Origin of the sequence: Limnohabitans lacus (genome assembly GCF_030053395.1) — a bacterium.
In the GTDB taxonomy this organism is placed as follows: Bacteria; Pseudomonadota; Gammaproteobacteria; order Burkholderiales; family Burkholderiaceae_C; genus Limnohabitans_A; species Limnohabitans_A lacus.
In genome coordinates, this window is sequence record NZ_JASGBH010000003.1 from 199,265 (window position 1) to 212,734 (window position 13,470).

A 13,470-nucleotide genomic window follows, 5' to 3' on the forward strand; every position below is an offset into this window, starting at 1 on the left:
ATTTTCAACACCTTGCCCTGCATGGAAAAACGTTTTTCAACCCACTGGCCGTGCAAGCTGGCCTGATTCCACCAACGAGGAGACCTCTGTGAAAGCTACCCTGAAAACCCTGGCCGTCTGTGCCGCCTTGGCCGTGTCTGGCCTGGCCCAAGCCCAAGACATCAAGATCGCCAACATCGTTGAGCTGTCGGGCCCTGGCACCACCGCCGGCACATTGTTCAAAAACGGTACCGAACTGGCCATCAAGGAAATCAATGCCGCTGGCGGTATCTTGGGCAAGAAAATCAGCTACACCACCGAAGACACCCAGACCAACCCTGGCGTGGCCAAAGGCCTGACGCAAAAAGCGGTGGACAACGACGTGTTTGCCATTTTTGGCCCCGTGTACTCCGGCTCCATCATGGTCTCCATGGCCGAATCCAAGCGAGGCGAAACACCCAACTTCACCGGCGGTGAAGCCGCTGCAGTCACCGCACAAGGCAACCCTTATGTGTTCCGTACCGCCTTCGGTCAGAGCGTGTCTTTCCCTAAGTTGGCCAAGTTCATCAATTCCAAAGCCAAGACCTTGGCCATCGTTTATGTGAACAACGACTTCGGCAAAGGCGGTCGTGACACCCTGACCAAGTTGCTCGAAGGCACTTCCACCAAGATCGTGGCCGACATCTCCACCGACGCCGGTCAAGTGGACTTTTCTGCGGCTGTGTTGAAGGCCAAGCAGACCGATGCCGACGCGATCTTCGTGTACACCAACGAAGAAGAGTCGGCCCGTGCCCTGCGCGAGTTCCGCAAGCAAGGCGTCAAGAAAATGCTGATTGGCGAAACCACGCTGACCGGCCAGAAAGTGATCGAGTTGGCCGGTGAAGCCGCCAACGGCGCACTGGCCCACGTAGGTCTGACGGTCGATGCCCCAGCGTTCAAGGCTTTCGGTGCCAAGTACAAGGCCGAATACAAATCTGAGTCGGACCACAACGGCATCAAAGGCTACACCGGCATGTACGTGCTCAAGGCCGCCATCGAGAAAGCCGGCAAGATCGACCGCAAAGCGGCCGCTGCGGCGATTCGCAACAGCTGCTTCAGCGCCAAGCAACACCCTGGCATCCTGATGGATGTGTGTTTTGACGACAAAGGCGATCTGGACCGCGAGAGCTTCCTGATCGAAGTCAAGGGTGGACAGCCCGTGATCAACGCGACTTTGCCTCCTCTGAACGCCAAGAAGTAATTGACGTTTTGAAAACAAGGCGGGCTCCTGTGGGGTCCGCTTTTTTTCAGGCCATTCGGGCTGATCCAGCCCGCGCAGGCGGCTTTTGATGCCTGCGCCTCCCGTTTTCGGAGTTCTCCCATGACCGACTTTTTACAACTCTTTTTCAGTGGCTTGGCCACTGGCAGCATCTATGCGCTGGTGGCCTTGGGCTTCACCTTGCTGTGGCAAGCGTCTGGCACGATCAACTTCGCGCAAGGCGAATTTGTGATGCTGCCCGCCTTCATGATGGTGATGCTGATGGGCTCAGGCCTGTCGCTGTATGTGGCCTTTGCCTTGTCCATCGTGCTGTCGGTGCTGATTTTGGGTTGGTTGTTCAAACGCGGTCTGGTGGACCCCCTGTTCAAGTACGGCATGATGCCCATCGTCGTGGCCACCATTGGCCTGTCGATCGCCATGCGCAACGGTGTGCGTGCGGGCTACAGCGCCGAGCCCCACCCCTTCCCCCAAGTGTTCCCCGACGTGATTTTTGAGGTGATGGGCGTGACCTTCTCGGCCGGTGATGTGGGCACCTTTGTGTTTGCCATGGCCTTGGTGCTGGTGACGCAGGCTTTCCTGAGCAAAACCGTGACGGGCCGCGCCATGCAGGCGGTGGCGCAAAACACCGAGAGCGCTTCGGTGCTGGGCATCAATGTGCCGCGCATGATTTTCTACACCTTTGCCATCAACGCGATCTTGGCCGCTGCTGCGGCTTTGCTGGTGACGCCCACGTACCTCGCCAAGTTCGACATGGGTGAGGGCTTGGGTACCAAAGCCTTTTTTGCGGCCATCATCGGCGGCTTCACCAATTCGCGCGGTGCGCTGGTGGGCGGCTTGCTGGTCGGTGTGTGCGAGAACCTGGCTGCCGCCTACATCTCGCCCGCCTACAAAGACGCGGTGGCCTTGATCATTTTCATGGTCGTGATCCTGTTCAAGCCCCAAGGCCTGCTCGGCAAGAAAGAGGAGCGCAAAGTATGAAAAAGCTCAACCTGTTGTTTGCGCTGGTCGTTTTGGCGGCGCTCATCATCGTGCCCAATTTCCTCAAGAACTACGGCATCCACATGTTCACCACCTGGCTGGTGTTCATCATCGCGACCATGGGCCTGAACCTCACCGTGGGGTACGCCGGTCAAAAGTCGCTGGGCCACGCCGCCTTCTTTGGCATTGGTGCCTACACCGTGGCCATCTTCCTCAAGGCCGGCTTGAGCTTTTGGCTCGGCCTGCCGGTGGCGGCCTTGTTTTGCTTTGTGGTCGGTCTGGCCCTGGGCTTTCCGGCGCTGCGTGTGCAGACCATTTACTTGGCCTTTGCCACACTGGGTTTCAACACCGCTTTGTGGCTGGTGATGCGCAACGAAGAGTGGCTGACTGGCGGCACCTTCGGCATCAACAACATCGCACGGCCCAGTTTGGGCGGCATCAGCTTCGATGGCAATTTGGCGTATTACTACCTGGTGCTGGGCTTCACCATCGTGCTGGCGCTGCTTTTGTGGGGCTTGCTGCGCTCGCCCTGGGGCAAGGCCTTCACGGCGCTGCGCGACAACCCCATCCGCGCTGAGAGCTTGGGCATCGACACCCGCAGCTACACGCTGCTGAGCTTTGCGATTGGCGCGGTGTACGCCGGTGTGGCCGGTGGCCTGTATGCCTCGCAAGTGCAGTTCATTGACCCGGCTTTGTTCACCGTGGGCGCGTCCATCATGATGTACCTGATGGTGGTGGTCGGCGGCCCGGGTTATTTCTTGGGCCCGGTTCTCGGCTCGGCTGTTGGCGTGGTCTTGCCCGAGTGGCTGCGCTTTGCGCAAGCTTGGTATTTGTTCGTGTTCGGTGCGGCCGTGGTGGTGCTCATGATCTGGCTGCCCGATGGTTTGCTCAGCATTCCTGACCGCCTCAAGGCGCGCCGCCAATCGCGAGAGGCTTCGGCTGCTCGCGCTGCCCAAGGAGTCAAAGCATGAGCCAGCCCGTCCTCAAAGTCACCAACATGAAGAAGGCTTACGGTGCGATTCAAGCCGTGGGCGGTGTGTCCTTCGAAGTGCGCCCTGGCGAGATCTTCGGCGTGATCGGCCCCAACGGTTCGGGCAAGACCACCTTGTTCAACAGCATGCTGGGTCAGATCACCCCTGACGAAGGCCAGATCGAACTCAACGGTGAAGACGTCACGCAACTGGGCCCCTTGGAGCTGAACCGCCGGGGCGTGGGTCGCACCTTCCAGACCTTGCAGGTGTTTGGCAAGATGACCGTGCGCGATAACCTGATTGTGGCCGCGCAAGAGCACCAAGGCAGCATGTTCAGCCGCATGTTTGCGCCCACCGATTCCGGTCTGGGCGACAAGGCCGATGCGCTGATCGACCAGTTCCACATCCGCCATGTGGCCGACAAAAAGGCCGGCGAGCTGAGCTATGGGCAGCAAAAGCTGGTGGACATCGCCATGGCTTTCATGAGCGAGCCCGATCTGGTCTTGCTCGACGAGCCTTGTGCTGGTGTGAACCCGTCCTTGGTGGGCGGCATCAGCACTTTGCTCAAAGAGCTCAACCGCACACGCAAAGGCAGCTTCGTGGTGATCGAGCACAACATGGACTTCGTGATGGACCTGTGCCACCGCATCATGGTGATGGTCGAGGGCCAGGTGCTGGCCATCGGCACGCCCGACGAAATCCGCGCCAACAAGCAGGTGCTGGACGCCTATTTGGGGAACTGACATGACCGCAACAAACGACACCTGCATCGAATTCGACGACGTGGTCGCGGGTTACAAGGATTTCATGATCCTGAACAACCTGTCTTTCAAAGTGCCCAAAGGCTCGATCACGCTCTTGATCGGCCCCAACGGCGCGGGCAAATCCACCGTGCTCAAAACCCTGTTCGGCTTGCTCAAGCCTCGCCAAGGCAAGGTTTTGCTCAACGGCAAAGACATCACCGGCGCCACCCAAAAAGCGTTGCTGGCCGATGGCATTGCTTTTGTGCCCCAGGGCCGCAACCTGTTTGGCCAGCTCAGCGTGTATGAAAACTTGGAGCTGGGCGGCATCACTTTGGGCATGAAAACCACGCATGAACGCATCCCAGAAGTGCTGGAGTTTTTCCCACGCGTGAAAGAGCGCATGAACTCGCGTGCCTCGGCCTTGTCGGGCGGCGAGCAAAAGCAGCTGGAAATCGGCCGCGCTTTGCTCTTGCGCCCCAAAGTGCTGTTGATCGACGAGCCCTCGATTGGCCTGTCGCCCATCGTGGTGCAAGACGTGTTCAAGCTGCTGCGCAAGCTGGCCGACCAGGGCACCACGGTGCTGATGGTCGAGCAAAACGTCAAGAGCGCGCTCAAGTATTCGGACAACGCCATTGCGCTGGAGTCGGGCCGCTTGGTGCTCTACAAATCGGCCGCCGAAATCTTGGCCGATCCACAAATGGAGCGCCTGTTCTTGGGCGGTGCGCACACCACCTCGGCCGCTGCGGTTTGAGGCGAATGGGCGTTGGCGACAAGGGGCGTTAGGGCCCCTTGGGTCATGGCGCTGTGAATCTGGGCGATCCCCGCGACCCCCAAATCTGAAACGACAGGCCTTGGATGTCCACCAAGCTGCCGTCTTGCACCCGCAGCAGTTGCTGCGTTTCCGCAGGAAAGGCGACGGGGTCGCTGCTCAGACCCACAAAAGTGGGCCCCAAGCCCAACCAAAGCGGCAAGCCTGAACACGCGCCGATGATGCGCTGCGCTTGTCCTTGAAAAAGAACGGCCAGGGCATAGGGCCCTTGAACCAGAGCGAGCGCCCGCTGCACCGCTTGCGCGGCATCGCCTTGATGGGTGGCATCGATGATGTGGGCCATGCACTCACTCTCGGCATGGCTGCGCAAGGCATAAAAACGTTGCGCCAAGACGGCGCGCAGTTCCGGGGCATTGAGCAGCGGACCCATGAACACCACCGCGGTGCGTGCGGGCGCGGTGATCAGGGCTTGAGGCCCTTGACTGAACCTTGGCAGGCAATGGTTTGGGACGGCGCCATCTGCGCGTCCTTGGGTGTGCGCAATCGCCGTGTTCACCTCTGACAGGGGGTCCATGACCCGCAAATGCTGGTTCAGCGCATCAAGGCCCTCGGTGCTGCCCAAGCGCCGCAAACGTGGCGCTTGGCTGGCGTTGGCGGCCGGCGTGAGCAGGGCCACGCCATAAGCATCGGCGGGGTCACCGGCCAATTGCGCCAAGCCGTGCAGCATGTGCGCCGACAAGTTGCGGTCGCTGGTCAGCCCGAGGATGCCGCCCATGTTGAACTCCTTGTGGTGTGGTCAAAAAATTTTCAGACCCTGCCTGTTGCGGTAAGGGCCGGGCGCGATCTTCTCGCAAGCAGGCACAGCTGACCATTGCGCGCAGGGCAGTGATGGCAGGGTGTAGTGGCCCAGTCCGGGCGGTATAGACACAGATGGATAGCGTTTTTCACCGATGGGCCAATGGTGCGCCAGCGCTCAGAACGGGACCATGAAAGCCTGTGAATCACTGAAAGAACGCTATGAACTACCCGATCGTTGAAGGTGCCCGCCAAAACCGCATCTTGGCCGGCATGCCCATGAGCCGCTATGCCCCGCTGTCGTCGCACCTCAAGCCGGTGGAGTTGAGCTCGGGGCAGGTGATTTTTGAAGCGGATGGGCCGCTGGATTTTGTTTATTTCCCGACCACCTGCACCGCGTCCATGGTGTCGCAAACCCAGGACGGTGACTCTTCTGAGCTGGCCATGATTGGACGCGATGGCATGCTGGGCGTGCCCTTGGCCTTGGGCAGTCAGACCATGAAGCACCGTGTCATGGTGCAGTGCGGGGGGCAGGCCTACCGCATGCCGGCCCCTGTGTTTTTGGAAGAGTTGGGCCGCAGCGTTGAGTTGCAACAACTGGCATTGGCCTATGTCCAAGCTTTGATCATGCAGATGTCTCAAAACATCGTGTGCATTGGCCACCACAGCGTGAGCGAACGGCTGTGCTACTGGCTCTTGATGAACCACGACGCACTGCCAGGCGATCAGCTGAGGGTCACGCACGAGATGATCGCCAACATGCTGGGCGTTCGGCGCGAGTCGGTCACGCAAGCGCTGGGCAAGCTGCAAGCCGAAGGCTGGGTCACCAGTGGGCGCGGAAAAATCGGCATCTGCGATGCCGATGGTTTGGCCCAAGGCGTGTGCGAATGCTATGCCTTGGTCAGCCGAGAAAACCAAAAGCTGTTTGACCGTCTGCTCGATTCTTTTGGCCACGCGAGCCAGGGCGTGACAGCGGCTGTGGCTTCAAGTTCGGTTGATGGCATGCGTTTGCAAAAGTACCAAGACGCCTACGACTTTGCACCTGTGGGCTTTGTCAGCCTGGATGCGCATTGCCGCATCGTTCAAACCAATTTGGCGGGCGCCATCATGCTCGGGGTGCAGCGTTCGCAGACACAGGCGCATGATTTTCTGGACTTTTTGAGTGCCCAAGACAGAAGCGTTTTCACCGCATTCCACCAAGAAGTGTTGAGTGGCAAATGCCGACGCCATTGCGAGTTGAGCCTGCATGGTACCGAGCGGCGCAGCGAAATGATCTTGCGCATCGAAGCCACTTTGGATGAAGAGGGCCAGGAGTGTCAGTTGGTGCTGATCGATGTGACCCAAGAGCGCCGTGAGGCCGAGCAAACCTTGGAGCGAGAACGCCAGCAGCAAGAGATGCTGGCGCGCCAGCCCTACATGCTGTGGTTCAAAGACCCGCAGGGGCATTTGATTTCGGCCAACTCCCGACTGCTTGAAAACGGCGATGGCTTGCTCAACGAAGCGGGCCTGGAAAAACTCGATGCCCACAGCATGCCGTGGCTGTTTGCCAATGCTGCGCCCATGTCGGCCAGCCCCAAAGCCTGACGCCTTGGCCCCGACTCAGAGCAGTGGCCGCAGGCTGCGTGCAGCCTCTTGCATCACCGGCAGCAAACGGTGCAGCGCGTGGTCGGTCACCTCGCGGTTGATGGGCATGGTCACGCTGATGGCGCCATGGGGCACGTTGTTGCGGTCCAGCAAGGGCACGGCGATGCCGCGAAAGTTCAGCTCCAGCTGCTGCTCTGACAGAGCCCAGCCTTGGCGTTTGAACTGCAGCAGCGCTTTGCGCAACTCCGCCTTGCTGGACAGGGTGTACGAGGTGAAGGCCCGCAGTTCATGGCGGTCGAGCCACTGGTCCATGGCTTCGGTGTCCAGACTGGCCAACACCGCAAGGCCTGCAGCTGTGACCTGCACCTGCACGCGAGAGCCAGGCAAATAGCCCGAAGAGGTGTGGCGGTGGCTGTCGCTGCGGGCGATGAACACGGTGTCGTCGCCATCGACCACGCCCAGGTAGGCGATCTCTTCGGTGCCCGCTGTGATCCGTTGCAAGAAGGGTTGCACCAGGCGCGGCAAGCGGGCCGACTCGAGGTAGGCATGGCCCAGCCGCAAAATGCGCGGCATCAGCCAAAACAGTTTGCCGTCGGTGCCCACATAGCCCAAATGCGCCAGTGTTTTCAAATACCGCCGTGCTGCCGTACGGGTCATGTGGCAGCGGGCACCGGCTTCTGTGGCCGTCAGGCGGGGGTGCGCCGCGTCAAATGCCTCGATGATGGACAGGCCTTTTTCCAGGCCAGCGATCCAGTCACGGGCATCGAGTTCGGTGGGTTCTGCTATGGGCATGAGGGCTCCGGTGTGTCCGTGCGATTATCGATCACTGAGGTGCGATGTTTGTGCATGGGCTGATCAAGACGGGCAGGTGCCTGCGCGATTTGCCACTACCATGCCTGCATGAAACACCGCAAATTAGGCCCCTTCAACGTCAGCGCCATTGGCCTGGGCTGCATGAACCTCAGCCACGCGTATGGCCCGCCCGTGTCTGCCGAACAAGGCGAGCGTGTCCTGCTCACCGCGCTCGACCAAGGCGTGGATTTTTTTGACACCGCCGCCCTGTATGGCTTTGGCGCCAACGAAACGCTGGTAGGCCAGGTGATGAAGCCGCACCGCCAAAAATTCACCTTGGCCAGCAAATGCGGCATGCAGGGCGTGGACCGGGGCGATGGCACCCAGGTGCGGGTGATCGATGGCCGGCCCGAGACGATCAAAAAGACCTGCGAAGACGCGCTGCGCCGCCTGAAAACCGATGTGATCGACCTGTACTACCTGCACCGCTGGGACAAGCAAGTCCCGATCGAAGACAGCGTGGGCGCTTTGAGCGACCTGGTGCGCCAGGGCAAGATCCAGACCATTGGCCTGTCGGAGGTGTCGGCCAACACGTTGCGCAAGGCCCATGCGGTGCACCCGATTGCGGCCGTGCAGACCGAGTACTCCCTGTGGACGCGCAACCCCGAGATCGCGGTCTTGCAAGCTTGCCGTGAACTGGGCACGGCCTTTGTGGCCTTCAGTCCGGTGGCGCGGGGCTTTTTGTGCGGCCCGTTGGACATCGCCGCGCTCGATGCCAAAGACATTCGCCGCACCATGCCGCGCTTTGCGCCTGCTAATTACGCCGCCAATTTGAAGCTCTTGCCCGCCTACAACGCGCTGGCACAAGAGGCCGGCTGCAGCCCATCTCAGCTGGCGCTGGCTTGGTTGTTGCACAAGGGCGAAGACATCTTGCCGATCCCCGGCACCACCTCGGTGGACCATTTGCTGGACGATTTGGCGGCGGTGGATGTGCAGCTCGGTGCGGACTTGATGAACCGCCTGGAAGCGCTCATCAACCCAAATACCGTGGTGGGCGACCGCTACAACGACCAAGCCAACAGCGAGGTCGATACCGAGGTGTTTGCCTGAACAGTCAGTCGCCTGTGCAACGCTTGGCGGCGTCGTTCATGCCGTCGCGGTCGACGGGGAAAAAGCCGGAGATGTTGTACTTGTTGAAGTGCGCGTAACTGGAAAACGCCATGCTTCAGTCGGCAAAGCGCCGCTCTTGCAAAGGGCCACGCGCGAGCAATTCGATGTCGTGGTGCCGCTCATCGCGGTTGAGGCTTTGCCAAAGGGATTCGATCGATGCGCTGGGCCCTTCGATGCATTGCACGAAAATTTCTTCGGTATAGAGCAGGTGGCCGGTGATGTCCATGCGCTTGTTTCTTTCGCGGCACAGGCTCAGCAGGTTGAACAAATGCAGACTGCCCAGCTTGTGGGTGGCTTTGGAACGGTAAACCAGGCGCTCTAACACTTTGGATCTCGGGTCAAATTGAAACCCTTGGCATTATCCGCAGCCAAATTGTGCCCAGCTGACAGCGTGACTTCTGCTGTCAGCTGGGCGCCACGGTTGCTCAACCCGCGTCGGGTTGCGCCAATGGCGCGGCTTTTTGGAAGGCCGCCAGTTCGCCGCAGGCTTTGTCCACCGCGCTGATCAGGGGCCAGCGGTTCATGTCGACTTTGAAGCGCAGGGCGCTTTCCACTTGGGGGATCAAGTAGACATCGGCCATGCTGGGCGCATCGCCATAGCTGAAGCGACCGCGTTGCGTGTCTGCGGCCAGCAAGGCTTCGTAGGCGTCAAATCCGTCACTGATCCAGGTGCCGCACCAGGCGTTGATGGCGTCTTCGCTCGCGCCAAACTGCTTGCGCAGGGTCTGCAAAATGCGGCGGTTGTTGATGGGGTGAATGTCGCACCCCACGATGGCGGCCAAGGCCCGCACCCGTGCGCGCCCATCGGCGTCAGCGGGCAGCAGGGCGGGTGTGGGGTATTTTTCTTCCAGCCATTCGATGATGGCCGGCGACTGGATCATGAGCTGTTCACCGGTGTCTAAGGCGGGCACCAGGCCCTGAGGGTTCACGGCCTTGAAGGGGGCGTTCAGTTGCTCATCGACCCGCAAGTCCACGGCCACGTAATCGGTGGCGATGCCTTTGAGGTTCAGGGCAATGCGCAAGCGGTGCGAGGTGCTGCTGCGGAAAAAGTTGTAGAGCTTCATGGGTCCAGTCCTGTGATGGGTCGGCTGCGCGGGGTGCAAGTGCACGCCGCGCAAGACGGCATTATTGAGCAGCACCCACCGTCAGCGCGACTTCGGCCAGGCCTTCGATCCGGCCGGTGATCTTGTCGCCAGGCAGCACGGCGCCCACGCCTTCGGGCGTTCCGGTGTAGATCAAATCGCCAGGCTGCAGGTGGTAGTAAGTGGACAGGTCGGCGATGATTTCGCGGATGTTCCAAATCAGCTTGTCCACGTTGGATGACTGCTTGGTTTGGCCATTCACTTCCAAAGCGATCGCGCCGCTCTCGATCACCACACCGGGCATGGGCACGATCTCGGTGCAGACCGAGCCTTGTTCGATGTCCTTGCCCGTGTCCCAAGGGCGGCCTTTGTCGCGTGCCACCAGCTGCAGGTCACGGCGCGTCATGTCCAGACCGGCGGCGTAGCCATAGACCAGTTCGTGCGCATTGGCTTCGCTCACGCGGAAACCTGCTTTGCCAATGGCCAGCACCAGCTCCATCTCGAAGTGGTAGTTGTTGGTGCGGGGTGGGTAAGACACGGTCGCGCCGCTTTCCACCAAGGTCTGGGGCGACTTGGTGAAGTAGAAGGCCTGCTCCACGCTCTTGTCGACGGGGCGGCCCATTTCGACGGCGTGCGCATGGTAATTGCGGCCCACGCAGAAGATGCGGTTGATCGGGAAGCGCTCTGCTTGGCCACGGATGGGCAGAGATTGAACGGCGGGTGGTGTGAAGAGGTAGGAGGTCATGGTTGGCAATGAAAAGAAAAAAATCAGCCGCGGTTCTCGTAGACACCGAGTTTGCGGTGCAGTGGCGACTCGTCGGCCATAAAGATGAAGGCGGGTTGGTTGGCGTTCAGGTTCTTCAGCGTCACAGCCTCGTAGCCGGGGGCGCAGCATGTGTCGGCCTCGGCCAATGTGAAGGTGCTGGCCACGATTTGGGCTTGCACCGCGCCTTCGATCACATGGAAGACTTGCGCAGGTGAGCGCGCAGGCAGGCGCAGGCTCTGGCCGGGGCGCAGCATCAGGGCGTAAAAGCCCAAAATGTTTTCTGCATCACTGCCGGTTTCGGGGTTGGTGTAAGTGACTTGCACCTGCTCCAGTTCGGCGTTGTCAGCGGCCAGCGACTCAAGCGCCGCCTTGGCGTCTTTCCAGGCGTAGCGCAGCATGGGGTAGGCCTTTTTGCTGCGGTCAAACACATGCGAGGGCACCACGCCGCCACGGGCGTATTGCTGGTCGCTGCGGCCTGGCTGCACGGCCTGGCGGTCGCCGTTGATGTGGTAGCTGGCCTCCATGTAATAGACCAGAGGCAAGTCCAGCACGTCCAGCCAAATGACCGGGTCGGTGCCGTCGTGGCCGTGCTCGTGCCACAGGCCGGTGGGCGTCAAGATCAAATCACCCCGGCTCATGGGGCATTTCTCGCCGTCCACCGTGGTCCATGCGCCTTCGCCTTCCACGACCATGCGCACCGCGTTGGGCGTGTGGCGGTGGCTGGGGGCCCACTCGCCGGGCATGAGCAACTGCATGCCCAAATACATGGCGGCAGAGGCCTGCATTTTGTCCAGGCCGTGTCCCGGGTTGGCCAGCACCAGCACGCGGCGCTCGGCTTTTTGAATCGGGGTCAGTTCGCCCGCTTTGAGCAAGAGCGGCTTGATGTCCTTGTAAGCCCAGCAGGTGGGCTGGGTCTGGCGGGTGGGCACCTTGGGCGGCAGCACGCCGCGCAGGCTGGGCCACAGCGGCACCAGGTTCAGCTCGCGCAGGTCTTGCACATAGTCGGGGGGCAGGTCTTCGAGTCGTCCGAGGTCGTTCATGTTCTGGTCTCCGTGCAATCAGGTGTGTTGTGCGGCATCGAGGCAGTTGCTCACGTTCCAGCCGTAAAGCCACGCCATCGCATCATAAAAGCGCTCCGGGCTGCGGCCGCGCCAGAGGTCGTTGCGCACCAGGCGCTCCACGCCCTTGGCATGGTAGATGCGGCCCATCTCGCGGCTCGACAGTACGATGCGGGCCGTGCGGGCCACGCGGGCGCGTTGGTACATGTCCAAAGCTTTGGGCCAGTCGTTGTGGTGGGTGCGCAGGGCTTCGCCCAAAGTGACGGCGTCTTCCATCGCCATGCAGGCGCCTTGCGCCATGTATTGGGTGGTGGGGTGGGCGGCGTCGCCCAGCAAGGTCACGCGGCCATAGGTCCATTGGCCAATCGGCTCGCGGTCGGCCGTGGCCCAGCGCTTCCAGGTCTTGGGCAGGTCGATCAGTTGGCGTGCTTTGGGGCAGATGCCCTGGAAGTAGCTTTGCACTTCTTCTTTGCTGCCATCCTTGACGCCCCATTCCTCTTGCTCGCGGCTGTGGAAGGTCACGACCACGTTGTACTGCTCACCACCGCGCAGGGGGTAGTGCACCAGGTGGCAATTGGGGCCGACCCAAATCGCTGCGGCGTTCCACTGCAGGTCTTGTGGAAAGTCTTTTTTGTCCACCACAGCGCGGTACACCACATGCCCCGTCACGCGGGCCGGATCACCCACAAACTGCTCGCGCACCACCGACTTCACGCCGTCGGCCCCGATCAAAGCGCAGCCCTTGAAAGCCTTGCCGTTTTGGTCCCACACCGTCACGCTGCTGTCGTCTTGCTCGATGCGCACGACGCGGGTGTTGGTGTGAAACTGCACTTGACCGGTTTCTTGCGCGCCTTCGAGCAGCGACAAATGGACATCGGCGCGGTGAATCACGGCGTAGGGGTTGCCAAAGCGTTGGCGGAATTTTTCGTCCGTCGGGATCTTGCCCACTTGGTACTCGTCGATCGCGTCGTGCATCACCATGTAATCGGTGTAAACCGCACGGCCACGCGCTTTGTCGCCGATGCCCAATGCGTCGAACGCATGAAAGGCGTTGGGGCCCAGCTGGATGCCTGCACCGATCTCACCGATCTCGGGGGCTTGCTCCAGCACGGTGACTTCAAAGCCCTGGCGCACCAAAGCCAAGGCAGCGGCCAAGCCGCCAATGCCACCGCCAGCCACGATGACGGGGAGTTGTGATTGCGCTGTGCTCATGGGGTCTCCTCAATTTCACGTTGAAAGAATGCATGCATATTATATGTGCGCATATTATTTCGCAAGTCAAATCCGAAACCCAGGAGTTAGTATTTACCCTGGGTCTCGGCTTGCCATGGGATTGGCCACACCGCCGATTTGCCGATGCCGCGATGGATGAAAGGGGTGTTGTTGCCAAATCATGCACATCAGCACGTCTGGGCAAGGCTTTTGGCATTGGCCAGGCCTTGCGTCGGTTTTTGCGACAACAGGCCAGGTGCCCTGTCTGTGGGGTGCAAAAGAAAGAGAAACCCAAAGCCCCATGGTCTGTTCA

Annotated in this window: 14 protein-coding genes; 7 read left to right on the forward strand and 7 right to left on the reverse strand. The window is 60.6% G+C overall.

All coding sequences use genetic code 11. The annotated features are described in order from the left end of the window. Positions 1-88 precede the first annotated feature (88 nt). The 5 genes from QLQ16_RS05525 (at position 89) to QLQ16_RS05545 (ending at position 4,680) form a co-directional block, all read left to right on the forward strand. Entirely contained in the window at positions 89-1,219 is a 1,131-nt protein-coding gene (locus QLQ16_RS05525; RefSeq protein ID WP_283223694.1) for an ABC transporter substrate-binding protein, read from the forward strand. Positions 1,220-1,339: 120 nt separating this feature from the next. Continuing rightward, on the forward strand, positions 1,340-2,215 hold the full coding sequence (locus QLQ16_RS05530; protein ID WP_283223695.1) for a branched-chain amino acid ABC transporter permease: 876 nt from the start codon (positions 1,340-1,342) through the stop codon (positions 2,213-2,215). Then, positions 2,212-3,186 carry a branched-chain amino acid ABC transporter permease gene (locus tag QLQ16_RS05535; RefSeq protein ID WP_283223696.1) on the forward strand — a complete coding sequence of 325 codons (975 nt, stop codon included), beginning with the start codon at positions 2,212-2,214 and terminating at the stop codon, positions 3,184-3,186. Before QLQ16_RS05530 ends, QLQ16_RS05535 begins: the two co-directional genes overlap by 4 nt. Then, entirely contained in the window at positions 3,183-3,929 is a 747-nt protein-coding gene (locus QLQ16_RS05540; RefSeq protein ID WP_283223697.1) for an ABC transporter ATP-binding protein, read from the forward strand. The genes QLQ16_RS05535 and QLQ16_RS05540 overlap by 4 nt, the downstream gene beginning before the upstream one ends. A 1-nt stretch (position 3,930) precedes the next feature. Next, positions 3,931-4,680, forward strand: a complete 750-nt coding sequence (locus QLQ16_RS05545) for an ABC transporter ATP-binding protein (RefSeq protein WP_283223698.1) — start codon at positions 3,931-3,933, stop codon at positions 4,678-4,680. 43 nt (positions 4,681-4,723) lie between these two features. Here QLQ16_RS05545 and QLQ16_RS05550 read toward each other — a convergent pair whose 3' ends face one another. Then, complete coding sequence (locus QLQ16_RS05550) at positions 4,724-5,473, reverse strand: class II glutamine amidotransferase domain-containing protein (RefSeq protein ID WP_283223699.1); 750 nt, start codon at positions 5,471-5,473, stop codon at positions 4,724-4,726. Between the two features lie 242 nt (positions 5,474-5,715). On the opposite strand from QLQ16_RS05550, the gene QLQ16_RS05555 reads away from it, so the two are divergent. Further along, positions 5,716-7,077, forward strand: coding sequence for a helix-turn-helix domain-containing protein (locus QLQ16_RS05555; RefSeq protein WP_283223700.1), 1,362 nt, complete (start codon positions 5,716-5,718; stop codon positions 7,075-7,077). Between the two features lie 15 nt (positions 7,078-7,092). Here QLQ16_RS05555 and QLQ16_RS05560 read toward each other — a convergent pair whose 3' ends face one another. Then, positions 7,093-7,869 carry an IclR family transcriptional regulator domain-containing protein gene (locus QLQ16_RS05560; protein ID WP_283223701.1) on the reverse strand — a complete coding sequence of 259 codons (777 nt, stop codon included), beginning with the start codon at positions 7,867-7,869 and terminating at the stop codon, positions 7,093-7,095. 108 nt (positions 7,870-7,977) lie between these two features. Here QLQ16_RS05560 and QLQ16_RS05565 point away from each other — a divergent pair, with 108 nt between their 5' ends. Then, entirely contained in the window at positions 7,978-8,979 is a 1,002-nt protein-coding gene (locus tag QLQ16_RS05565; RefSeq protein ID WP_283223702.1) for an aldo/keto reductase, read from the forward strand. Positions 8,980-9,094: 115 nt separating this feature from the next. Here QLQ16_RS05565 and QLQ16_RS05570 read toward each other — a convergent pair whose 3' ends face one another. The 5 genes from QLQ16_RS05570 to QLQ16_RS05590 all read right to left on the reverse strand — a co-directional run bounded on the left by QLQ16_RS05570 (position 9,095) and on the right by QLQ16_RS05590 (position 13,157). Continuing rightward, positions 9,095-9,364, reverse strand: coding sequence for a BLUF domain-containing protein (locus tag QLQ16_RS05570; RefSeq protein WP_283223703.1), 270 nt, complete (start codon positions 9,362-9,364; stop codon positions 9,095-9,097). 100 nt (positions 9,365-9,464) lie between these two features. Beyond that, positions 9,465-10,103, reverse strand: a complete 639-nt coding sequence (gene maiA, locus QLQ16_RS05575; protein WP_283223704.1) for a maleylacetoacetate isomerase — start codon at positions 10,101-10,103, stop codon at positions 9,465-9,467. Between the two features lie 61 nt (positions 10,104-10,164). After that, on the reverse strand, positions 10,165-10,866 hold the full coding sequence (locus QLQ16_RS05580; protein ID WP_283223705.1) for a fumarylacetoacetate hydrolase family protein: 702 nt from the start codon (positions 10,864-10,866) through the stop codon (positions 10,165-10,167). Positions 10,867-10,889: 23 nt separating this feature from the next. Beyond that, positions 10,890-11,927, reverse strand: coding sequence for a cupin domain-containing protein (locus tag QLQ16_RS05585; protein ID WP_283223706.1), 1,038 nt, complete (start codon positions 11,925-11,927; stop codon positions 10,890-10,892). Positions 11,928-11,945: 18 nt separating this feature from the next. Next, positions 11,946-13,157 carry a 3-hydroxybenzoate 6-monooxygenase gene (locus QLQ16_RS05590; RefSeq protein ID WP_283223707.1) on the reverse strand — a complete coding sequence of 404 codons (1,212 nt, stop codon included), beginning with the start codon at positions 13,155-13,157 and terminating at the stop codon, positions 11,946-11,948. Between the last annotated feature and the right edge of the window lie 313 nt (positions 13,158-13,470).

Coding starts and splice junctions, on each gene's coding strand:
- QLQ16_RS05535 (WP_283223696.1), top strand. CDS start 2,212: ATGAAAAAGCTCAACCTGTTGTTTGCGCTGGTCGTTTTGGCGGCGCTC.
- QLQ16_RS05530 (WP_283223695.1), top strand. CDS start 1,340: ATGACCGACTTTTTACAACTCTTTTTCAGTGGCTTGGCCACTGGCAGC.
- QLQ16_RS05585 (WP_283223706.1), bottom strand. CDS start 11,927: ATGAACGACCTCGGACGACTCGAAGACCTGCCCCCCGACTATGTGCAA.
- QLQ16_RS05545 (WP_283223698.1), top strand. CDS start 3,931: ATGACCGCAACAAACGACACCTGCATCGAATTCGACGACGTGGTCGCG.
- QLQ16_RS05550 (WP_283223699.1), bottom strand. CDS start 5,473: ATGGGCGGCATCCTCGGGCTGACCAGCGACCGCAACTTGTCGGCGCAC.
- QLQ16_RS05540 (WP_283223697.1), top strand. CDS start 3,183: ATGAGCCAGCCCGTCCTCAAAGTCACCAACATGAAGAAGGCTTACGGT.
- QLQ16_RS05555 (WP_283223700.1), top strand. CDS start 5,716: ATGAACTACCCGATCGTTGAAGGTGCCCGCCAAAACCGCATCTTGGCC.
- QLQ16_RS05560 (WP_283223701.1), bottom strand. CDS start 7,869: ATGCCCATAGCAGAACCCACCGAACTCGATGCCCGTGACTGGATCGCT.
- maiA (WP_283223704.1), bottom strand. CDS start 10,103: ATGAAGCTCTACAACTTTTTCCGCAGCAGCACCTCGCACCGCTTGCGC.
- QLQ16_RS05580 (WP_283223705.1), bottom strand. CDS start 10,866: ATGACCTCCTACCTCTTCACACCACCCGCCGTTCAATCTCTGCCCATC.
- QLQ16_RS05590 (WP_283223707.1), bottom strand. CDS start 13,157: ATGAGCACAGCGCAATCACAACTCCCCGTCATCGTGGCTGGCGGTGGC.
- QLQ16_RS05565 (WP_283223702.1), top strand. CDS start 7,978: ATGAAACACCGCAAATTAGGCCCCTTCAACGTCAGCGCCATTGGCCTG.